Source organism: Streptomyces sp. NPDC012827, assembly GCF_042900905.1.
Taxonomy (GTDB): domain Bacteria; phylum Actinomycetota; class Actinomycetes; order Streptomycetales; family Streptomycetaceae; genus Streptomyces; species Streptomyces gulbargensis.
The window spans coordinates 207,885-229,990 of record NZ_JBIBBY010000003.1; the positions used below are offsets into that span (position 1 = coordinate 207,885).

Below are 22,106 nucleotides of genomic sequence, written 5' to 3' on the forward strand. Positions count from 1 at the left end.
GCGGACGCACTTCGGCCAGGGGTGTGGAGGGTGCCCCCGGTCAGGGGGTGCGGGCGCGCGACCCCGGGGCGGCCGGTGGCGCCGCGTACTCGGGGCGGGCCGGTTCGGCCGAGGGGGTGAGGAGCGCGGAGGGTGCGTGGAGGGCGGGCGCGGCCGGCGGAGCGGGGTGCGGGTTCGGCTTGTCGACGCCGGTGGTGGCCGGGGGTGTGATCCGGTCCTGGCGGTTGGCGGTGGCGCCCCGGTAGACGGCGCTGAAGGCGAGGGCGACCATGCCGACGCCCATCAGGAGGGCGAGGAGCCAGGCGACGGGCCGGTGCCAGCGGGCGCTGCCCCGGTAGGGCCGCAGGGCGCCGCCGTGGGGACCATAGGGGCTGGCGTCGTCGCCGATGTCGTCGGGCTCGTAGGTGAGGCCGGGGTCGTAGCCGTCCTCGCAGTAGTCCTCGTCGCCGTGTCCGCCGCCGGCGCGGGCCCGGGCGGATTCGGCCTCGGCGCGGGCCTGGGCGGCGGCGAGGAGCCGCTCGACGGCGGTCGGCTCGTGGACGGGCGCGGACCGGACGAAGTCCTCGTCGAAGACCACGGCGGCGTGGTCCTCGTCCGCGCCTCCGCGGTTGTCCCAGTCCTCGGGGTCCCGGCCGTCAGGAAACGGCCTGCCCCCCACGTCGTCCGGCACGTGCTCAGCGTAGCCCGGGGAGGGAGATTTGGGCAGGGAGAGTGCGAACCCTCCCCGCCCCGCCGAAAGGGGGTGTTTACCGGATGTGACCGTCGCCGGTGACGATGTACTTGGTCGAGGTCAGCTCCGGCAGGCCCATGGGGCCGCGGGCGTGGAGCTTCTGGGTGGAGATGCCGATCTCGGCGCCGAAGCCGAACTGGCCGCCGTCCGTGAACCGGGTGGAGGCGTTCACGGCCACCGTGGTGGAGTCGACCAGCTGGGTGAAGCGGCGGGCCGCGGCCTGGGAGGTGGTGACGATGGCCTCGGTGTGGCCGGAGGACCACATGCGGATGTGCTCGACGGCCTTGTCGAGGTCGTCGACGACGGCGGCGGCGATGTCGTAGGAGAGGTACTCGGTCTCCCAGTCCTCGGGGGTGGCCGGGACGACGGTGGCCTTGGAGCCCTCGGCGTGCGCGAGGACCCGCTCGTCGGCGTGGACGGTGACCCCGGCCTCGGCGAGCGCGGCCAGGGCGCGGGGCAGGAAGGCCTCGGCGATGTCCCGGTGGACGAGGAGCGTCTCGGCGGCGTTGCAGACACTGACCCGCTGGGCCTTGGAGTTGATCAGGATGTCGACGGCGGTGTCCAGGTCGGCCTGGGCGTCGACGTAGACGTGGCAGTTGCCGGTGCCGGTCTCGATGACCGGGACGGTGGACTCCTCCACGACGGTGCGGATGAGGGAGGCTCCGCCGCGCGGGATGAGGACGTCGACCAGGCCGCGGGCGCGCATCAGCTCGCGCACCGAGTCGCGGGACTCGCCGGGGACGAGCTGGATGGCGTCGGCGGGCAGACCGGCGTCGCCGATGGCGTCGCGCAGGACCTTCACCAGGGCGGTGTTGGAGGCGTACGCGGAGGAGGAGCCGCGCAGCAGGACCGCGTTGCCGGACTTGAGGCAGAGCGCGGCGGCGTCGACGGTGACGTTGGGGCGGGCCTCGTAGATGATGCCGACGACGCCGAGGGGCACGCGGACCTGGCGGAGGTCGATGCCGTTGGGAAGGGTGGAGCCCCGGACGACCTCGCCGACGGGGTCGGGCAGGGCGGCGACGTCGCGGACGTCGGCGGCGATGGCCCGGACGCGCTCGGGGGTGAGGGTGAGGCGGTCGATGACCGACTCGCTGGTGCCGGCCTCGCGGGCCTTGGCGATGTCCTCGGCGTTGGCCTCGACGATCTCGGCGGTGCGGACTTCGAGGGCGTCCGCGATCGCCAGGAGGGCGTCGTCCTTGGCGGCGCGCGGGAGTGGCGCGATCTGCGCGGCGGCGCCACGGGCCCGGTAGGCGGCCCGGGTGACCGGGGTGAGGTTGTCGAGGGGCGTGAGCGAGGTCATGTCCGCAGGGTACTGGTACCTCTGCGGACATCCCTCACGTATCTCACGGCCGTCCCGCACTCCGAGACGGGCGTCCGCCCCCGGCGGGAGCCGCTCAGTAGGGGTGGACGCCGACCGGGGCGGCCGGCGGCGGGCCGTAGCCCTCCGCGATCCGCTGGTGGTAGGTCTCGCGGTCGATGACCTCCAGGCCGACGATCTCCCAGGGCGGCAGCTTCGCGGTCTGCCGGTGCTCGCCCCACAGGCGCAGGGCGACGGCCGCCGCGTCGTGCAGGTCGCGGGCCTCCTCCCAGTACCGGATCTCGGCGTGGTCGCCGGCGTAGCGGCTGGTCAGCAGGAAGGGGTGGTCGTGTGCCAGCTGTTCCAGACCCCGTCGCACCTCCTGCAGCGGCGACTCGACGCCGGACACGCTGAGGGTGATGTGCCAGAGCTTGGACACGGGCCGTTCCTCGGCGGCGACCCGTGCCGCGGGTGTCTCGGTGGCCCCTTCCGTCGTCCCGTCCGCGGCCCTGTTCCGTGCCTGGTCGAAGTCGGCTCCGGCCTCGACACTGGTCAGGGCGCGTTCGCCAGTCCCGCGGGGCGGTGCCCCAGGGCGCGCTCGTCTCACCGGCGGCCTCCTGTGTGATGCGTGTGGTGCTGTACCCCGCCTTGCTGTTACCCCCGAGACAAAGTTGACCAGTCCGCGGCGGTGGATGGGGCGGTTTTGGTGAACGTCCCTTCCGGATGGCAGGACTTTCAGCCGTTTCGGAGGGGGTTTCGCAAGCGCTTCCGCCGCGATTTCCGGCCGCGTCCGCTCAGGCCAGGACCACGAGGTCGTCCCGGTGGACGACCTCGCGGGCGTACTCCGGGCCCAGTTCCCTGGCCAGCTCGTGCGTGGAGCGGCCCGTCATCCGGGGGATCTCCTTGGCGTCGAAGTTGACGAGTCCGCGGGCCACGGCCCGCCCCTCGGTGTCGCGCAGCTCGACCGGGTCACCGGCCACGAAGTCGCCCTCGACGGCCGCGACGCCCGCCGCGAGCAGGGACTTCTTGCCCTCGACGACGGCGCGGACGGCCCCGTCGTCGAGGGTGAGGGAGCCCTGCGGGGTGGAGGCGTGGGCGAGCCAGAGCAGCCGGTCGGCGGAGCGGCGGCCGGTGCGGTGGAAGTACGTGCCGGTGTCGCGGCCCGCGAGGGCGTCGGCGGCGCGGCTGGCGGAGGTGAGGACGACCGGGATCCCGGCGGCGGCGGCGATCCGCGCCGCCTCGACCTTGGTGACCATGCCGCCGGTGCCGACCCCGGCCTTGCCGGCGGAGCCGATCTCCACGTGCGCGATGTCCTCGGGCCCGGTGACCTCGGCGATCCGGGACGTGCCGGGCTTGGAGGGGTCGCCGTCGTAGAGCCCGTCGACGTCGGAGAGCAGGACGAGCAGGTCGGCGCGGACGAGGTGGGCGACGAGGGCGGCGAGCCGGTCGTTGTCGCCGAAGCGGATCTCGTCCGTGGCGACGGTGTCGTTCTCGTTGACGACCGGCAGCGCGCCCATGGCGAGGAGCTGGTCGAGGGTCCGGTAGGCGTTGCGGTAGTGGGCCCGGCGGCTGGTGTCGTCGGTGGTCAGCAGGACCTGGCCGACGCGGACCCCGTAGCGGGCGAAGGAGGCGGTGTAGCGGGCGACCAGCAGGCCCTGTCCGACGCTGGCGGCGGCCTGCTGCCGGGCGAGGTCCTTCGGCCGCCTGGTCAGGCCGAGCGGCGCGAGGCCGGCGGCGATGGCGCCGGAGGAGACGAGGACGATCTCCTTCTCGCCGCCGCTGCGGACCTTGGCGAGCACGTCCACGAGGGCGTCCACGCGGTCGGCGTCGAGCCCTCCGGAGGCGGTGGTGAGGGAGGAGGAGCCGACCTTGACGACGATCCTCCGGGCCTCCGTCACGTACTGCCTCGCCGCGTCCGTCTCCACCGTCGTCACCTGCGTCGCCACCTGCGTCGTCCTCACTCGGCCGTCCCACGCGCCGCGCGCTCCCGGGGTCGCGGCTGCCAGGCAATCTACGCGAGTCGGGAGGGCTGCCGCTCGTCCATTCCGTTCCCTGGACCGGGCGGCTCCGGATCGTCGTCCCCGGGCCGGCGGGGCACGAGGATCCGCTGGGAGATGAGGTAGGTGAAGGGGATCGCGACGACGGCGGCGACGAGTGGCGCGATCCTGTCGTCCATTCCGGCCCAGGTGACGAGGGCGTACAGGCCGACGCTCTGCACCAGGTAGTTGGTGACGTTGGTGAGGGGGAAGAGGGCGAACTTCTTCCAGGTCGGGCGGGTGCGGTAGGTGAAGTAGGTGTTGAGGAAGAAGGAGCCGACCATGCTGAGGAGGAAGGCGAGGGTGTACGCGGCGAAGTACGGCATCCAGGGGTGGAGCAGCAGGTAGCAGCCGAAGAAGGTGCCGGTGTTGACCCCGCCGACGAGCGCGAAGCGGACTATCTCGGCGAGCCGTGCCCGCCGCCCGCCGCCGCGCCGCTCCCCGGACCCGGACCGCCCGCCCGCGGAGGCTCCGGGCGCGGCTCCCCCGCGCCTCACCGGGGGTCCCGCTCGGTCGAGGTGACGCGGATCCGTTCGGCGGCGGCCTGCTCGGCCGCGGCGCGCCCGAAGGAGCGGTGGGTCTCCTTCACCAGGAAGTGCGGCCGGCGCTTGGTCTCGTAGTAGATGCGCCCGATGTACTCGCCGATGAGGCCGAGCATCACCATCTGCACTCCCCCGAGGCCGACGACGATGGCGACGAGGGTGACGTAACCGGGCGCGGTGACGCCCTGGAAGAGGGCGGTGACGGTGATCCAGACCGCGTACAGGGCGGCCAGCCCGCTGAGCATGAGACCGAGCCAGAGCGCGATGCGCAGCGGCCGGTTGTTGAAGGAGATCAGCCCGTCCATGCCGTAGTTGAGCAGGGAGCCGAACTTCCACTTCGTCTCGCCGGCCTCCCGGGCGGCGTTCTGGTAGTCGAAGGTGACGGTGTCGAAGCCGATCCAGGAGAACAGGCCCTTGGAGAAGCGGTTGTACTCGGGCAGGGAGAGCAGGGCGTCGACGGCGGGCCGGGACAGCAGGCGGAAGTCGCCGACGCCGTCCGTGAGTTCGACGTCCACCCAGCGGTTCACGGCCCGGTAGTACAGACGGCTGAGCGCCGAACGCAGTTTCTTGTCGCCCTCACGGGTGCGCCGGGCCATCACCTGGTCGTACCCCTGGTGGTGGAGGTCGAGCATGCGGCCGAGGAGCTCGGGCGGGTGCTGGAGGTCGGCGTCCATGATGACGACGGCGTCGCCGCTGGATTTGCGCAGGCCGGCGAGCATGGCGGCCTCCTTGCCGAAGTTGCGGCTGAAGGAGGCGTACTGGGTGCGGTGCGGGTGCCGGGCGGCGATCGCGCGCAGCCGTTCGAGGGTTCCGTCGGAGCTGCCGTCGTCCACGTAACAGATCTCGTAGCCGACCGGGAGGCCGTCGAGTACCTCTCGCATACGTGTGTCGAATCGCTCGATGACGTCTTCCTCGTTGTAACAGGGGACGACGACGGAAAGCCTGGTCATTGAACGGTCACTCCAGAGGGCCGAGCGAGAGTACGTCCTGAGGGACCGCCACCGAACTCTCCTTCGAGCAGCCCGGTCACGGTACGGCGCGTGGGTGACCGGCGCGCGGCGCGCGAGTGACCGCTCACGGTCGGCATGTCGTCCACGGAGCAAAGCATGCGGGGCAGATAGTGAGTCGCATGCCATTTTCACCCATTTGTCACCCGTAGAGGCGACCTTGGCCGCAGGAGCGATGACCGGTGAGCAGGACGACCTTCCCGGAGAACGACGGCGCGCACACACCGCCGGACCGTTCACAGGACGGTACAGGCGACGACCCCCGGGAGGGCGGAGCCACGGCCGGACGGCCGGAGGAGAACGGCACCGGCGGGGGCGGGCTGCGGCGCGCGGCGGCCGGGGCCGGACTGGTACTGATGGCGGGCGCCGGGGCGCTGCTCTCGGTCGGCGCCTTCCTCGGCCTGTACGTGCGCCCGGTCTCCGACGACTGGTGCGCGCTCTGGAAGGCACGGGACCTGGGCGTCCTCGGCATCTCGGCGGACTTCTACCGCACGCAGAACGGACGGGTGACCAACGCCTTCCTGACCGGCGTCCTGTACGCCGACGACATGACGGGCCCCAAGCTGCTGCCCACCCTCCTCGTGGTCACGCTCGGCGCGGGCCTCTTCCTCCTCGCCCGTGAGGCGCTGCGGGCCCTGCGCCTGCCGGTGCCGGCGGTCGTGCTCGCGGCGGCGGTGGCCGTCGTCGAGGCACTGCTGTTCTTCGCCGGCACACGCCCGTACCAGGCCCTGCTGTGGGCACCGGCCACCCTCTCGCACACGGTGCCGAGCGTGCTGGGCGTCTGGGCGGTGATCTGGGCCGTACGGGCGGCGCGCGGCGGGAGCCGGGCGCGCGCCGCGGCCGTGGCGGGCGCGCTGCTGGTCGGGGTGGCGGCCGGCATGCTCAGCGAGCCCTTCGTGGTGACGGCGGGGACGGCCGCGGCGGTGGTGGGCGTGCTGTGCCTGCCCGGCCTGGGCCGGGCGCGCGACCGGTACGCGGCGACCTGGTGCACGGCCTGGTGCCTGGGCCTCGGCATCGGCCTGGTGCTGCTCACCACCTCGCCCGGCGCCCGCTGGCGGCGCGCGCAGCAGCCGGAGAAGCCGCTGACGGCCGCGGAACTGGGCGAGACGGTCCGGGACTGGCTGCGGATCTGGGAGACGATCGGCGGCCAGTGGGCGTACGCGGGGGCCCTGGCCGCCGGGGTGCTCCTGGGCCTCGCGGTGGCGTTCGCGGCCGGGGACCGGGGCCCGCACGCCCGGCCGGGCGGCACGGCCCGGCCGCCGCTGTGGCTGCTCGCGGTGCTGCCGGTGCCGCTGATCGCGCTGGCGAGCCTGGTGGCGGCGTACGGGCTGCGCAGTGGCTACGGGCCGACGGGGTGGACGTACGCGCGGACCTGGACCAGCTTCCTCGTCCCCTTCCTGCTCGCGCTCGGCGCGTACGGGGCGTGGCTCGGGCACACCCTCGGGCGCCGCTTCGGCTCCCCGGACCCGAAGGCCCCGGACCTGGGACGGGCCCCGGACGCGGACCCGGAGCGGACCCCGGCCCCGGGCGCGAAGGCGCCGGGCCCGGACCGGAGGCCCCCTGAGACCCCGCGCATCCCCGTCGCCCGCCGCGACCGTGCCGTACGTCTCACCGTCCTCGTCCTCGCCGGGAGCCTCACCGCCGCGAGTCTGGCCGCCCTGGTGCCCACGGTGCGCACGACGGCCACCCAGACGGTGTCCCGCAGCGTGGCCTGGGACCGGCAGAACGCCCGGATCCGGGCCGGCATCGCGGACGGCGCCACCGAGGTCACGTACCGTCCGCTGCTCATCGGCGGACTCGCGGAGCCGTTCTTCACCGAGGTGTACGCGCGTGACTGGGCGGCCCGGTGCGCCGCCACGTACTACGGCGTGGACCGGCTGCGCCGCGGCTGACCGGTCCGGGTGCCCTCTTTGCCCAGGTCCGACGGCGGCAAATCCCCTCCGGGGGTGTGTTCCCCCTCACACCCCCGGACCGGGCGTAACAGGGTTTGGGGTAGGTTCTCGGCACATGTGCCGACGTCCCGGCGCTCGTCGCGAGGTGGCGCCCCGAAGGGCGACTTCCGGCGCCGGGCAATGGTTGTGCCGTGAGCGCCGTCCGCTCCGTCACGATCGGGACACGGCGCTCGCCGCCCGGGCGAAAGGCGCGGCAAACCAGCTGGGGAACACCAGGTAGCTTGGGTGTGTCTGGAGGAAAGACAAGTGGATCGAGGTGCAAGTGCCTGACGTCTCCGTGGTCGTCATCGCCTACAACGACGCAGAGCGTCTCCCGACGGCCGTTCAGTCGGTCCTGGATCAGACTCTGCACGGCGTCGAGGTCGTGATCGTCGACGACTGCAGCAAGGACAGCACCTTCGAGGTCGCCCAGGCGCTCGCCGCCGCGCACCCGGACCGGGTGCGGGCCTTCCAGCTGCCGCAGAACAGCGGCGGCTGCGGCGCGCCCCGCAACTACGGCGTCCAGCAGTGCTCCGGCGCCTACGTCATGTTCCTCGACAGCGACGACGTGCTGGAACGCAACGCCTGCCGCAACATGCTGGACGCCGCCGAGAGCACCGGCTCCGACATCGTCTCCGGCCTGTGCGTCCGTGTGCACCTGGACAGCCGCAACCAGAAGAAGACCGCCTGGTACCCGTGGCTCTACTCCAAGACCCGGACGATCGAGTCGATCACCGAGCTCTCGGACCTGCTGACGTTCGACACCCTGTCGACGAACAAGTGCTACCGCCGCGACTTCCTGCTGGAGAACGGCCTGGAGTTCCCGGTCGGCATCCACTACGAGGACCTGCTGTTCTCGGCGCAGGCCTACGTCGCCGCGCGCCGGATCACGCTGATCCCCAACACGGTCTACTTCTGGAACGTGCAGGAGAGCGCCGCCTCCAAGTCCATCAGCAACCGGCGCCACGAGATCGCCAACTTCGTCCACCGGATGGAGATCCACCGCCGCGTGGACGCCCTGCTGGAGAGCAAGGGCTACGACGAGCTCAAGTACCGCAAGGACATCAAGTTCCTCAAGCACGACCTCGTCCTCCACCTGCGCGACCTGCCGCTGCTCGGCGAGGACTACCGGCGCGAGTTCGCCGAGGTGGCCAACGGCTACCTCGCCGAGATCGACCCGCAGGCGTACGAGGAAGTGCAGCCGATCCACGCGATCTGCGCCTACCTGCTGAGCAAGGAGGACTGGGAGAACCTGCTCCCGGCCACCGAGGCGCTCACCAACCCGGGCCGCCTCACCGTCCCGCTCGCCGAGCAGGACGAGCGGATCTACTGGTGCGACCGCCACATCGACACCGAGCAGGGCCGCAGCATCCTGGACGTCACCGCGCGCGGCTTCCACACCCGGCCGCTCACCGCGCTCGCCCTGGGCAACCGTCTGACCTCGTACGAGAGCACCGACGGCGTCGTCAAGCTGGCGGGCCGGATCGTCAACCCGCTGGGCCGCATCGCCCCGGACGCGGAGATGAGCGCCGTCCTGGAGTTCGCCGCCCGCCGCAGCGTCGGCGGCAAGACCGCGCACATCCCGGTGTCCTCGCTGCGCCACGCCGGCCGGTTCATCGAGTGGGAGGGCACCGCGGACATCGCCCGCGCCGTGCGCCCGCTCGGCATCATCGACGCCGTCTGGGACGTGCGGGTGATCCTCACGGTCGACGGCAAGCGCCTGCGCACCCGGGTCTCCGTCGGCGGCACCTCGCTCGACAACGCCCGCGCCCTGCGCGTCCGCCCGAAGCTCACCACGCTGGTCTCCGACCGTTTCGTCCCGGAGATCACGAAGAAGGGCAACCTGTCCTACGTCCTGTCCGCCGAGGGCAAGGCGGCCGTGCACACCTCGGCGGTGATCGAGGGCGCCATGCACGGGCGCACCGCGCAGTTCGCGAAGACGAGCCTGCGCCGCCTGCTCAAGGCGAAGAAGGACCTGCACTCGGGCGAGACCAAGCTGCGCGTCTACCACGAGTTCTACAGCAAGCTGCCGATCCGCAAGGGCCTCGTCGTCTTCGAGAGCCACCTCGGCAAGCAGTACAGCGACAGCCCGAAGGCCATCTACGAGGAGATGCGCCGTCAGGGCGTGGCCTTCGAGGCGGTCTGGTCGTACGCGGGCGCCCGGCCGACCGGTTTCCCCGAGGACGCCACGCTGGTCAAGCGCTGGAGCTGGCAGTACCTGCGGGCGCTGGCCCAGGCGGAGTTCTGGATCGACAACCAGGGATTCCCGCTGCGCCTCACCAAGCGCCCCGGCACCACCTACATCCAGACCTGGCACGGCACCGCCCTGAAGCGGATGGGCTTCGACGAGCCCAACACCAAGGCCCGCGGCCTGGCCGCGCAGGAGTCCTTCCAGCGCGCCCTGGACCGGTTCGACCACTTCCTCATCCGCGGTGAGCACGACCGGCGCACCCTCGCGAAGGGCTTCCGGCTCCGCGACGAGGTGCTGCTGCCCGTCGGCTACCCGCGCAACGACGAACTGGTCGCCGCCCGTGACGCCGAGGCCGAGAGCGGCCGGCGCGAGCGCGGCCGGCTCGCGGAGGAGCTGGGCCTCGACCCGGACAAGAAGGTGCTGCTGTACGCGCCGACCTTCCGCGCGGCCCCCGGCGGCAAGGTGCGGGCCTTCCAGCCCCCCTTCGACCTGGAGGAGTTCGCGGAGCGCTTCGGCGACACCCACACGCTGCTCATCAGGACCCACTACCTGAACAGCGTGTCGCTGCCCCCGTCCGTCCAGGGCCGGATCGTCGACGTGTCGCGGCTCCACGACATCACGCCGCTGCTGGCCCTCGCGGACGGTCTGATCACGGACTACTCCTCCGTGATGTTCGACTACGGGCTGCTCGACCGGCCGATGATCTTCTTCACGTACGACTACGACGAGTACGCCAAGGAGAACCGCGGCACCTACTTCGACCTGAAGGAGCGCGCCCCGGGCCCGGTCGTGGCCACGGAGGAGGAACTCTTCGGAGTGATCGCCAACTTCAAGGACGAGGCCGACACCAAGTACGCGGCGGCACGCCAGCGGTTCAACGCAGAGTTCAGCGAGTACGACCGGGGCGACGCGGCCCGTCAGATCGTCGCCAAGTTCTTCACCAGGAGCGGGAAGTGACCAACCAGACCACCGTGTCCGGCGGCCGCGACATCTTCATCGTCTCCAACAGCGTGGACGAGATGGGCGGTGTGACCACCTGGACGCACCAGATGGCCCGGGAGTTCACCGGCCGCGGGCACCGCGTCCACGTCATCGGCATCACCCCCGCCCCCGAGGGCCGGCAGCACGAGTTCCCCGAGCCGCTGCCGTACGAGACGACCACGCTGTACGACGCCCACCCGCCGCAGGTGAAGCCGCTGCGCGGCCTCAAGGGCAAGCTCAACGCGGTCGAGCGGCGGCGCCACGCGGCCCGCGCGGCCGGGATGCGCGAGCGTGCCGACCGGCTGACGGCCCTCTTCGCCGCCGCCCGGCCCGGCGCCGTGGTGATCGTGACCCAGGTGTGGGCGATGGAGTGGGTCTCCCTCGCCGACACCAAGGGCCTCGTCGTCATCGGCATGAGCCACGAGTCGTACGCCGCGAGCGCCGCCTCCTCCCGGCTCGCCCGCGTGAAGCGCTACTACAAGGACGTCGACCGGCTCCTCGTCCTCACTCCCGGGGACGCGGACCAGTGGATCCGGGCCGGCATGGACAACGTCGGCCACATGCCGAACGCCCTGCCGTTCATGCCCGAGAACCCGGTCCCACGCACCGGGAAGATCGTCGCCTCCATCGGACGCCTCTCGCACGAGAAGGGCGTCGACATGCTGCTCGACAGCTGGGCCGAGATCGCCGACCGTCACCCCGACTGGAAGCTGCGGATCTACGGCGCCGGCGACGAGGAGCAGGCGCTGCGCGCCCGGACCACCAGCCTCGGGCTCGACGGGTCCGTGGAGTGGATGGGCCGTACCAACGACGTGCTCGGCGCGCTCTCCGAGGCCTCGGTCTTCGCGCAGGCCTCCCGCGCGGAGGGCTTCCCCATCACCCTCCTGGAGGCGATGGCGGCCGGCGTGCCCTGCGCCGCGTTCGACTGCGCCCCGGGTGTACGCGAGATCATCCGTGACGGCGAGGACGGGCTGCTCGCGCGGCTCGGCAACGCCATGGAGCTCGGCGGGCACATCAGCACGCTGATCTCCGACAAGGAGCTGCGGGACCGGATGGGCGACGCCGCCTTCCGGAACGTGAAGCGGTTCGCGGCGGACGAGATCACCGACCGCTGGGAGGCGCTGTTCGCCTTCCTGGAGCGCTGACGGCGCTCGTCGACGGGGCCGGACGTACGGGAACGGGCCGGGGAGAGGATCTCCCCGGCCCGTTCCCGTGTTCCCGCGCGGGAACCGCGTCGGTCAGACGGTGGCGCCGCGGCGCGCGACCCAGCCGGCCCAGGCCGAGCTGATCATGTCGCGCACGTCGTGGCGGGCCTTCCAGCCCAGCTCCGCCGCGATGCGGTCGGCGGACGCGACCACCCGGGCCGGGTCGCCGGGGCGGCGCGGGGTGACGACGGGCTCGGTCGTGTGGCCGGTGATCTCGTTGATCAGGCCGACCATCTCGGTGACGGAGACGCCCTCGCCGCGGCCGATGTTGACCGTCAGGTCGCGCGGCTCGCCCGCCTCGGCCCATTCCGCCAGCTTGCGCGCGGCGACGAGGTGGGCGTCGGCCAGGTCCTCGACGTGGATGTAGTCGCGGATGCAGGTGCCGTCCGGGGTGTCGTAGTCGTCACCGAAGATCCGCGGGGACTCGCCCGCGTCCAGGCGCTCGAAGACCATCGGGACCAGGTTGAAGACACCCGTGTCGGCCAGCTCGGGGGTGGCCGCGCCGGCCACGTTGAAGTAGCGCAGGCAGGCGGTCGAGATGCCGTGGGCCTTGCCCGCCGCGCGGACCAGCCACTCGCCCGCGAGCTTCGTCTCGCCGTACGGGCTCAGCGGCAGGCAGGGGGTCTCCTCCGTGACGAGGTCCACGTCCGGCATGCCGTAGACGGCGGCCGAGGAGGAGAAGAGGAAGTTGCGCACGCCCGCGGCGGTGACCGCCTCCAGGAGGACGGTGAGGCCGATGACGTTCTCGCGGTAGTAGTGGAGCGGCAGCTCCACGGACTCGCCGACCTGCTTCTTGGCCGCGAGGTGGACGACGCCCGTCACCCCGTGCTCGGCGATCGTCCGGTCCAGGACCTCGCGGTCGAGCGTCGACCCGACCACCAGCGGTACGCCCTCCGGCACGCGCTCCGCGTAGCCCGTGGACAGGTCGTCGAGGACGACGACCCGCTCGCCCGCCTGCGTCATGGCGCGGACCACGTGCGAGCCGATGTACCCGGCGCCGCCGGTGATCAGATAAGTCATAGCGCCCCAAACCCTTTCACTGAGAACTGCGCGAGAGCCGACGGAGCCGGGCCCTGACCGCCCGGAGTCCGTCTCGTGCTCCCGGTGCGAGCCGTACGGCCAGCGACCCGTTGGCCGTGACGTACTGCTGCACCAGGAGTACACCGTACCGGCTGCTCGGAACGACCGAACGACGCTGGGAGCCGTCCGGCAGCCGCAGCGCGGTGGTGAAGGAGGTGCCGTCGGCGCACGTCACGGTGACCCCGAAGTCCCACAGCTGCGTGCCCCGGCGGCCGCGCCGGCGGCCGGTCCTGGCCAGCGCGGTGAGCGGGGCGGGCACCTGGGCGGTCCAGCCGCCCTCCCCCGGGGCCAGGGCGGCCGGCACGGTGCGGGCCGGGCCGCCGCCCTCGCGCGGGAGGAACGACACCTCCGCGGTACGGGGCACGGCCTCGGCGAGCCGCCCGTACAGGTCCCGGATGGTCAGGGCCAGTTCGCCGCCGCCCGTCGTCCGCAGGGTGGCGTCCACGAGGAGCGGCAGTTCGTCCAGGGGCAGGGTGTCCGTGCCGTCCAGCTCCGCCCCGGGCAGGTCCTCGGACCAGACGGCGGCGGTACGGGTCCCCGCGTACGGCGGCAGGAGCCGGGCGGGGCGGGCGGCCAGCCGGGAAAGGCGCAGGAGGTCGCGCGGCTCCCGCGCGGCGAGCAGGAACCGGGCGATCCAGCGGGCGGGCGCGCTCGCGGCGGCGATCTCCGCCTCCGTGAAGTCCGCGAGGTGGTCCCGGGTGAGGTCCCACCACGCGGCGCGGTGGTCCGCGTCCCGCTGCCTCAGGTCGCGGGCGTACATGCGCAGGTCGTGTTCGAGGAACTTGGTGCGGCAGGCGGCGGCGAGACCCGGCTGCCCGGCCTCGGCGAGGGTCTCCACGGCGGCGCGGTGGGCGGCGATCCTCGCCCGCCAGTTGGTGACGCCCTCGCGGTCCAGGGAGATCGACAGGCGGGCGGCGGCCCGGCGCACGTGCCACACGTACACGGTGTCGGGGACGACGGCGACCCGCGGCGCGGCGGCGTACACGCGGGCGGTGAAGAGGAAGTCCTCGTACACGAACCGGCCGTCGGGGAAGCGGATGCCGTGCTCGGCGAGGAAGGCCCGGTCGTAGACCTTGTTGACGCACAGGGTGTCGTGGAGCAGGGGCCGCAGCTCCTCGGCGGTCTCCAGGACGGCGGGCTCCCGGTAGAGCTCCGGCTGCCAGCGGACGTCCCGGCCCTCCGGCAGCTCCCGCCGGACGCAGACGCCGACGGCCACCGGGGTGCGGTGCCGCTCGGCGGCGGCGACCAGCGCCTCGGCGGCGCCGGCGGGCAGGACGTCGTCGCTGTCGAGGAACATGACGTACGGGGCGGTGGCGGCCCGGACGCCGTCGTTGCGGGGGGTGCCGCACCCGCCGCTGTTCTCGGTGCGGTGGATCACCCGTACCTTCGGGTGGCGGGCGGCGAGCTCGTCGAGGACGCGGCCCGTCCCGTCCCCGGAGCGGTCGTCGACCGCGACGACCTCGGCCACGACCGGACCCTGGTCGAGCGCGGACCTGATCGCCTCGGCGACGAGCGCCTCGTCGTCGTAGGCGATGACGACGACGCTCACCTTGCCCGCGGTCGTCTCGGACGCGGTGCTGCCGGCGGTCTGCTCGGACGGGGAAACGCTGCTCACAGCCTGGATCCTACGGGAGCCCCCCACCACCCCCGACGGGGCGGCGGAGGGCTCCGCGGCGCGACCGGGGAGCGGCCCCGGCGTCCCTTCTAGAAGGGGTTGAACTCGTTGAACTCGCGGTCGGCCTCGTCGCGCTCCGCCTGGCGCTCGCGGCGGCGCTGCGCCGCCGGGCGCGGTGCCTCCATGCGGTGGTCCTCGCCGCGGCGGCCGAGCATCTCGGCGCCGGCCGTCATGCTGGGCTCCCAGTCGAAGACGACCGCGTTCTCCTCGGCGCCGATCGCCACACCGTCGCCGGCGCGGGCACCGGCCTTCATCAACGCGTCCTCGACACCGAGGCGGTTGAGCCGGTCGGCCAGGTAGCCGACGGCCTCGTCGTTGTTGAAGTCGGTCTGGCGGACCCAGCGCTCGGGCTTCTCGCCGCGCACCCGGTACACGTCCTCGGTCTCGTCGTACGTGACGGTGAAGCCGGAGTCGTCCACGGCCTTCGGGCGGATGACGATGCGGGTCGCCTCCTCCTTCGGCTTGGCGGCGCGGGCCTCGGCGACGATGCCGGCCAGCGCGAAGGAGAGCTCCTTCAGGCCGGTGCGGGCGACCGCGGAAACCTCGAAGACGCGGTAGCCGCGCTTCTCCAGGTCGGGGCGGATCATGTCCGCGAGGTCCTTGCCGTCCGGGATGTCGATCTTGTTGAGGACGACGATCCGGGGCCGGTTCTCCAGGCCGCCGTACTGCCGCAGCTCCTCCTCGATCACATCGAGGTCGGTCACCGGGTCGCGGTCGGACTCCAGGGTCGCCGTGTCCAGGACGTGGACGAGGACCGAGCAGCGCTCGACGTGGCGGAGGAACTCCAGGCCGAGGCCGCGGCCCTGGCTGGCGCCCGGGATGAGGCCCGGCACGTCGGCGATGGTGTAGACGGTCGAGCCGGCGGTGACGACGCCCAGGTTCGGGACGAGGGTGGTGAAGGGGTAGTCCGCGATCTTCGGCTTGGCGGCCGACAGGACGGAGATGAGCGAGGACTTGCCGGCGCTCGGGTAGCCGACGAGGGCGACGTCGGCGACGGTCTTGAGCTCCAGGACGATGTCCCGCGCCTCGCCGGGCTCGCCGAGGAGCGCGAAGCCGGGGGCCTTGCGGCGCGCGGAGGACAGCGCCGCGTTGCCGAGGCCGCCGCGGCCGCCCTGGCCCGCGACGAAGGTGGTGCCCTGTCCGACCAGGTCCGCGAGGACGTTGCCCTGCTTGTCGAGGACGACGGTGCCGTCGGGCACGGTCAGGACCAGGTCCTGGCCGTCCTTGCCGGAGCGGTTGTCGCCGGCGCCGGGCTGGCCGTTGGTGGCCTTGCGGTGCGGCGAGTGGTGGTACTCGAGGAGGGTGGTGACCGACTGGTCGACGACCAGGATCACGTCACCGCCGCGACCGCCGTTGCCGCCGTCGGGCCCGCCGAGCGGCTTGAACTTCTCGCGATGGACGGAGGCGCAGCCGTGGCCTCCGTTACCCGCGGCGACGTGCAGCTCGACGCGGTCCACGAAGGTGGTCATGTTCTGTGCCTCCAGATGCGTAAAACGGGGGGAATGTCTCTCTAGTAACACGCGAAAGGCGGACCCGCTTCCCGTGAGGGAAGTGAGGTCCGCCTCCGCAAAGATCCGATCAGGCGACCGGAACGATGTTCACGACCTTGCGGCCACGGTGGGTGCCGAACTGCACCGAACCGGCCTGCAGGGCGAACAGCGTGTCGTCGCCGCCACGGCCGACGCCCGCGCCCGGGTGGAAGTGGGTGCCGCGCTGGCGGACCAGGATCTCACCCGCGTTGACGACCTGACCGCCGAAGCGCTTCACGCCGAGCCGCTGGGCGTTGGAGTCGCGACCGTTCCGGGTGGACGATGCGCCCTTCTTGTGTGCCATTGCTCAGTCCCTCTTTACTTCGCGGCCGTCGGGATCGCGGTGACCTTGATCGCCGTGTACTGCTGACGGTGACCCTGGCGACGGCGGTAGCCGGTCTTGTTCTTGTAGCGCAGGATGTCGATCTTGGCGCCCTTGTGGTGGTCCACGACCTCGGCCTGGACCTTGATGCCGGCCAGGACCCACGGGTCGCTGGTCACGGCCTCGCCGTCGACAACGAGCAGGGTCGAGAGCTCGACCGTGTCGCCAACCTTGGCAGTGGAAATCTTGTCAACCTCAACGATGTCGCCGACAGCAACCTTGTGCTGGCGACCACCGCTGCGCACGATGGCGTACACGCGGATCTCTCTCTCACTCGCGATGGAACCTCTGACGCCAGCCGCCCACACGGTCCCCGAGGGGTCCGTGGTGATCCGGGATCGGACGAGCGGCCTCTCCCGACGAGCGGGAGGGAGGTGCTCAGAGGTGCGGCGCACCTTCAGACACGCCGACGACCTAGGGTACGGGCGGCTGACGCGGGGGGTCAAATTCGCCCGACCGGGTGCGGACCGCCCCGTGCTGGGGCGGTCCGCGCCGGTGGAACGGACCGGATCAGTCCTGGGCCGGAGCCGGGGACTTGTCCGCCGCCTTCTTGGCGGTGGTCTTCTTGGCGGTGGTCTTCTTCGCCGCCGTCTTCTTGGCCGTCGTCTTCTTCGCGGCGGCCTTCTTGGCCGGGGCCGCCTTCTTCGCCGTCTTGCGGGCCGTCTTCCGGGCCGCCGGGGCGGCCTCGGACTCCGGCTCGGCCTGCGGCTCCGCGGCGGGGGTCTCCGGCGCGTCCTGGGCGGTGGCCGCGGGCAGGACGACCACGGCCGCCTCCTCGGCGCCCGAGGGCGAACCGGCCGGGGCGGTGGCCTTGCGGACCACCCGTCGGCGGGTGCGCGGCGCGGCGGCGGGGGCCTCCTCGGCGGCCGGCTCGGGCGCCGGGGCGGGCTCGGGCGCCGCGACCGGCTCCGGGGCCGACTCCACGACGACCTCGGCCTCCGCCACGGGGGTGGTGGAGACGACCGGCGCGGACACCTTGCGGGTGGCGCGGCGGCGGGTACGCGGCGCGGGCGCGGCGTTCTCCTCCGCGGCGGGCTCCGGCCGCTCGGCCGGGGCCGGCTCCGGGGCGGTCTCGGCGACCGGCTCGGGCTCCGGGGTCACGGGCGCGGTGTCGGCCACGTCCTCGACCAGCTCCACGGCGTCGGTCTCGGCGACCGGCGTCGAGGCGACCGGGGCGGTGGCGCGCCGGGAGGCGCGGCGCCGGCCACGGCCGCGCGAGGCGGCGGCCTCGGCCTCCGCGACGCTGCTGTACAGCTCCTCGTCGGGGCGGAAGGGCTCCTCCACGGCCACCGGGGCGGCGATCTCCGCCGCGACCTCGGCCTCGGTCTCCACCTCGGCCTCGTCGGCCGGGGTCTCGACGGCCTCGTGCTCGTGGACGTGCTCGGCGCCGCCGCGGCCGCGCTTCTTCGCGCGCTTGCCGCCGCCACCGCCGCCGGAGGTGGTCGGCTGCTCCATGTGCACGATGACACCGCGGCCGTTGCAGTGGACGCAGGTCTCGGAGAAGGACTCCAGGAGGCCCTGACCGACCCGCTTGCGGGTCATCTGCACCAGGCCGAGCGAGGTGACCTCGGCCACCTGGTGCTTGGTCCGGTCGCGGCCCAGGCACTCCAGCAGGCGGCGCAGCACCAGGTCGCGGTTGGACTCCAGGACCATGTCGATGAAGTCGATCACGACGATGCCGCCGAGGTCGCGCAGCCGCAGCTGGCGCACGATCTCCTCGGCCGCCTCCAGGTTGTTCCTGGTGACGGTCTCCTCCAGGTTGCCGCCCTGGCCGGTGAACTTGCCGGTGTTGACGTCGACCACGACCATCGCCTCGGTCTTGTCGATCACCAGCGAGCCGCCGGACGGCAGCCAGACCTTGCGGTCCAGCGCCTTCATCAGCTGTTCGTCGATCCGGTACGTGGCGAAGACGTCGACCTCGCTCGTCCACCTGGACAGGCGGTCGACCAGGTCGGGCGCGACGTGGGAGACGTACCCGTGGATGGTCTGCCAGGCCTCGTCACCGCTGACGATGACCTTGGAGAAGTCCTCGTTGAAGATGTCGCGGACGACCCGGACGGTCATGTCCGGCTCGCCGTAGAGCAGCGTCGGGGCGTTGCCGCTCTGCGCCTTCTTCCGGATGTCCTCCCACTGGGCCTGCAGACGCTCGACGTCACGGCGCAGCTCGTCCTCGCTCGCGCCCTCGGCGGCGGTGCGCACGATGACGCCCGCGTCCTCGGGGACGATCTTCTTGAGGATGGTCTTCAGACGGGCCCGCTCGGTGTCCGGGAGCTTGCGGCTGATGCCGGTCATCGAGCCCTCGGGCACGTACACGAGGTAGCGGCCCGGGAGGGAGACCTGGCTGGTCAGTCGGGCGCCCTTGTGGCCGATGGGGTCCTTCGTCACCTGGACGAGGACCGACTGGCCGGACTTGAGGGCGGTCTCGATGCGGCGCGGCCCGTTGGCCATGCCGAGCGCCTCGAAGTTGACCTCACCGGCGTACAGGACGGCGTTGCGGCCCTTGCCGATGTCGACGAAGGCGGCCTCCATCGACGGCAGCACGTTCTGGACCTTGCCCAGGTAGACGTTGCCGACGTAGGAGGTGGCCTGCTCCTTGTTGACGTAGTGCTCGACGAGGACGTTGTCCTCCAGGACGCCGATCTGGGTGCGCTCGCCGTTCTGGCGGACGACCATCACGCGCTCGACGGCCTCGCGGCGGGCGAGGAACTCGGCCTCGGTGATGATCGGCACGCGGCGGCGGCCCTGCTCGCGGCCCTCCCGGCGGCGCTGCTTCTTCGCCTCCAGACGGGTCGAGCCCTTGATGGACTGGACCTCGTCCACGCCGGTGCCGGGCTCGGCCTTCTCGCGGGCCGGGCGCGGCTCGCGGACCTTGACGACCGTACGGACGCCGTCCTCCTCGGCGGCCTCCGCCTCGGCGGCGGCGTCACCGCTGCGCCGGCGGCGGCGACGGCGACGGCGGGAGCTGCTGGAGCCGCCGCCGTTCAGGCCGTCGTGCTCCTCGTGCTCGTCCTCGCCCTCGGCGGCTTCCTCGCCCTCGTCCTCGGCGTGGTACTCCTCCGACTCCTCGGACTCCTCCGTCTCGGCGAGCTCGCCGCGGCGACGGCGGCGGCCACCGCGACGGCGGCGGCGGGACGGGCGGTCCTCGTACTCGTCGGTCTCCTCGGCCTCCTCGGCCGCCTGTGCCTCTTCGGCGGCCTCGGCGGACTCGACCTCGGGCTCGTCGGCGACGGTGGCCGGGACGGGCTCGACGGCGACGGGCTCACCGCGGCGGCGACGGCGGCGGCGCGAGCCGGACTCGGCGCGCTCGGCGGTCTCCACGGCCTCGGGCGCCGGGGCGGTCTCCTCGAACTCCTCCAGCTCCTCGTCGTCCTCCACGGCCTCGGCGGCGGCGATGGCGGCCGCCGTCTCCGGGGTCTGGAACATCGGCTCGGTGAAGACCGGGGGCTGGAAGACGGGGACGGCGGGGCGGGCGGCGCGGCGCGGCCGGCCGGTCTCCTCGGCCGCCGTGGCGGGCTCGGCGGCGAACTGCGGCGAGGTGGCGCGGCGGCGGCCGCGGCCACGGGTGGCGGCGGTCTCGGCGGCGGTGACCTCGGCCTCGTCGGCGGCGATCTGTGCGACGGTGTCACCGGGCAGCGACTCGCCGGAGGTGGGCTCCTCGGCGGCGGGCGCCGGGGAGGTCACGGGGGCGGTCGCCTTGCGGGTGGCACGGCGGCGGGTGCGCGGCGCGGGCTCGGCCTCCGGGGCGTCGACGGGCGCGGCCTCGGCGGCCGGCGTCTCTGCGGACGGCGCGGCGGCGACCTGGGTGACGGGCTCCTCGGCGGCCGCGGCGGCGGTCGGCGAGGTGACGGGCGCGGTGGCCTTGCGGGTGGCGCGGCGGCGGGTACGCGGGGCCGGGGCCTCGGCGGGCTCGGCGGCGGGCGCGGCCTCGGCGGCCGGCTCCTCCACCGGGGCGGCCTCGGCGGCGACCGGCTCGTCCGCGGGCGCCGGGGAGGTCACCGGAGCGGTGGCCTTGCGCGTCGCGCGGCGGCGGGTACGCGGGGCCGGGGCCTCGGCGGGCTCGGCGGCGGGCGCGGGCTCGGCGGCCGGCTCCTCCACCGGGGCGGCCTCGGCGGCGACCGGCTCGTCCGCGGGCGCCGGGGAGGTCACCGGAGCGGTGGCCTTACGGGTGGCACGGCGGCGGGTACGCGGGGCCGGGGCCTCGGCGGGCTCGGCGGCGGGCGCGGTCTCCGCGACCGGCGCGGCGGGCTCCGGGGTCTCGACGGCCTCGGTGGCACCGGCGGTCACCGGCGGGCCGGCCGGGCGGGAGGCGGCGCGGCGCCTGCGGCGCGGCGGCAGCTTGTCCCCGGGGGCGTTGTCGTTGTTGTTCTCGTCGTGTTCGAGCATGCGGGCGGTTCTCCCGTCACGCTCCCGGGCGCCGCGTCGGATTCCGGTCCGGCGGCACGGTCACGCCTGGGGCGCGGTGCCGCCGTCCGGGGCGCGGGCGCCGCACGGGAGCTGTATGTCTGGCTCGCCGGTTCCGTACGCCCGATGCGTACGGCCTGGCGAAAGTCTTCTGGTCAGTGCGCTGCCCGACCCAGGTGGCTCCCGAGTACGAGGGCGGCGCTACGACGACCGCTCCCTACGCGGTGCCCGCACTCGGCGCCGTCGCTGAAGCGGTCGCGGCGGCCGTGGGTGGAGCGGCCGTGACTGCCTCGCGGTCGGGCGCGAGCGGGTCGGTCACCGTGCCGGACTCCTCGTCGAAGGGGCCCTGCGCCAGCCTGGTCACCGCTGCGGGGACCGGCGGCGCCAGGTCGGCCACAGCTCGGAGACCGGACAGGACGTCGTCGGGTCGTACGGCGGGTGTCTCGTGCCGAACAACCAGCCGCAGTATCGCACAGGCACTGTCCAGCGGCCTATCACCGTGGGAATCGGCCTGGGGACGCGCTGCGACGAGTTCGGCGACGGCGGAACGGGCGTCGAAGGTGCGGATGCCGTTCTTGGTCTTGCGCTGGACCTCCACGGCCTCGGCCGCGTTGAACGCGGCCACGGCCTTCTCGGCCTCCTCGACGGTGACACCGTCGAGCCGCAGCTCCCACACGGAGGCGGTGAGCCGGTCGGCGAGGCCGGAGGTGCGGGCCTCGACGGCGTCGGTGATGTCGAGCCCGTCCGGCAGGGACTCGTCCAGCAGGGCCCGGAGGGTCTCGGGGTCGCGCCGCTCGGTGAGGGCGATCTCCAGGTACTCGGCCTCGGAGCCGGTGCCCGTCGGCGCGGCGTTGGCGTACGACACCTTGGGGTGCGGGGTGAAGCCGGCCGAGTACGCCATGGGCACCTCGGCGCGGCGCAGGGCGCGCTCGAAGGCGCGCTGGAAGTCACGGTGGCTGGTGAACCGGAGGCGGCCGCGCTTGGTGTAGCGCAGACGAATGCGCTGCACCGCCGGTGCGGGCGGCGGGCCTTCGGGCTGTCGCTTGCCCAGTGGTTCTTCTCCTCGGTGCGGGGCGGGCGCGGGTGGCGCACCGCCCGGAAGCTCATGGGGCGGCCCCT

16 protein-coding genes are annotated in these 22,106 nt (G+C 73.1%); 3 read left to right on the top strand and 13 right to left on the bottom strand.

What is annotated here, in order from left to right; translation table 11 throughout:
- Nucleotides 1–40: 40 nt before the first annotated feature.
- From ACFY60_RS07540 to ACFY60_RS07565, 6 genes are all read right to left on the bottom strand, one after another.
- The gene (locus ACFY60_RS07540; RefSeq protein ID WP_388608639.1) at nucleotides 41–670 is read right to left on the bottom strand and encodes a hypothetical protein; all 630 of its coding nucleotides are present in this window, start codon (nucleotides 668–670) and stop codon (nucleotides 41–43) included.
- 76 nt (nucleotides 671–746) lie between these two features.
- Nucleotides 747–2,030 carry a glutamate-5-semialdehyde dehydrogenase gene (locus ACFY60_RS07545; RefSeq protein ID WP_388608641.1) on the bottom strand — a complete coding sequence of 428 codons (1,284 nt, stop codon included), beginning with the start codon at nucleotides 2,028–2,030 and terminating at the stop codon, nucleotides 747–749.
- 94 nt (nucleotides 2,031–2,124) lie between these two features.
- Nucleotides 2,125–2,634, bottom strand: a complete 510-nt coding sequence (locus ACFY60_RS07550; protein ID WP_388608643.1) for a hypothetical protein — start codon at nucleotides 2,632–2,634, stop codon at nucleotides 2,125–2,127.
- A gap of 187 nt (nucleotides 2,635–2,821) precedes the next feature.
- The gene (gene proB, locus ACFY60_RS07555) at nucleotides 2,822–3,925 is read right to left on the bottom strand and encodes a glutamate 5-kinase (RefSeq protein WP_388609205.1); all 1,104 of its coding nucleotides are present in this window, start codon (nucleotides 3,923–3,925) and stop codon (nucleotides 2,822–2,824) included.
- A gap of 113 nt (nucleotides 3,926–4,038) precedes the next feature.
- Nucleotides 4,039–4,464, bottom strand: a complete 426-nt coding sequence (locus ACFY60_RS07560) for a GtrA family protein (RefSeq protein ID WP_309057031.1) — start codon at nucleotides 4,462–4,464, stop codon at nucleotides 4,039–4,041.
- A 92-nt stretch (nucleotides 4,465–4,556) separates the two neighbouring features.
- The gene (locus ACFY60_RS07565; RefSeq protein WP_388608645.1) at nucleotides 4,557–5,555 is read right to left on the bottom strand and encodes a glycosyltransferase family 2 protein; all 999 of its coding nucleotides are present in this window, start codon (nucleotides 5,553–5,555) and stop codon (nucleotides 4,557–4,559) included.
- Between the two features lie 239 nt (nucleotides 5,556–5,794).
- On the opposite strand from ACFY60_RS07565, the gene ACFY60_RS07570 reads away from it, so the two are divergent.
- From ACFY60_RS07570 to ACFY60_RS07580, 3 genes are all read left to right on the top strand, one after another.
- Nucleotides 5,795–7,504 (top strand): hypothetical protein, encoded by a 1,710-nt coding sequence (locus tag ACFY60_RS07570; RefSeq protein WP_388608647.1) that lies wholly within the window; start codon nucleotides 5,795–5,797, stop codon nucleotides 7,502–7,504.
- A 316-nt stretch (nucleotides 7,505–7,820) separates the two neighbouring features.
- Nucleotides 7,821–10,691, top strand: a complete 2,871-nt coding sequence (locus ACFY60_RS07575; RefSeq protein WP_388608648.1) for a CDP-glycerol glycerophosphotransferase family protein — start codon at nucleotides 7,821–7,823, stop codon at nucleotides 10,689–10,691.
- Between the two features lie 62 nt (nucleotides 10,692–10,753).
- Complete coding sequence (locus ACFY60_RS07580) at nucleotides 10,754–11,860, top strand: glycosyltransferase (RefSeq protein WP_388609208.1); 1,107 nt, start codon at nucleotides 10,754–10,756, stop codon at nucleotides 11,858–11,860.
- A gap of 93 nt (nucleotides 11,861–11,953) precedes the next feature.
- Here the strand turns inward: ACFY60_RS07580 and galE are convergent, their stop codons facing one another.
- The 7 genes from galE to ACFY60_RS07615 form a co-directional block, all read right to left on the bottom strand.
- Nucleotides 11,954–12,940, bottom strand: a complete 987-nt coding sequence (gene galE, locus ACFY60_RS07585; RefSeq protein WP_388608650.1) for a UDP-glucose 4-epimerase GalE — start codon at nucleotides 12,938–12,940, stop codon at nucleotides 11,954–11,956.
- Nucleotides 12,941–12,956: 16 nt separating this feature from the next.
- Nucleotides 12,957–14,615, bottom strand: coding sequence for a glycosyltransferase family 2 protein (locus ACFY60_RS07590; RefSeq protein ID WP_388608652.1), 1,659 nt, complete (start codon nucleotides 14,613–14,615; stop codon nucleotides 12,957–12,959).
- An 89-nt stretch (nucleotides 14,616–14,704) separates the two neighbouring features.
- A complete protein-coding gene (gene obgE / locus ACFY60_RS07595) occupies nucleotides 14,705–16,144 on the bottom strand; it encodes a GTPase ObgE (protein WP_388608654.1) in 1,440 nt (479 codons plus the stop codon).
- A gap of 109 nt (nucleotides 16,145–16,253) precedes the next feature.
- Nucleotides 16,254–16,508 (bottom strand): 50S ribosomal protein L27, encoded by a 255-nt coding sequence (gene rpmA, locus ACFY60_RS07600; protein WP_010041940.1) that lies wholly within the window; start codon nucleotides 16,506–16,508, stop codon nucleotides 16,254–16,256.
- Between the two features lie 14 nt (nucleotides 16,509–16,522).
- A complete protein-coding gene (rplU, locus tag ACFY60_RS07605; RefSeq protein WP_309053521.1) occupies nucleotides 16,523–16,843 on the bottom strand; it encodes a 50S ribosomal protein L21 in 321 nt (106 codons plus the stop codon).
- A gap of 253 nt (nucleotides 16,844–17,096) precedes the next feature.
- Nucleotides 17,097–20,969, bottom strand: a complete 3,873-nt coding sequence (locus tag ACFY60_RS07610; RefSeq protein ID WP_388608655.1) for an Rne/Rng family ribonuclease — start codon at nucleotides 20,967–20,969, stop codon at nucleotides 17,097–17,099.
- Between the two features lie 235 nt (nucleotides 20,970–21,204).
- The gene (locus tag ACFY60_RS07615) at nucleotides 21,205–21,996 is read right to left on the bottom strand and encodes a TIGR03936 family radical SAM-associated protein (RefSeq protein ID WP_309050380.1); all 792 of its coding nucleotides are present in this window, start codon (nucleotides 21,994–21,996) and stop codon (nucleotides 21,205–21,207) included.
- Nucleotides 21,997–22,106: the final 110 nt, after the last annotated feature.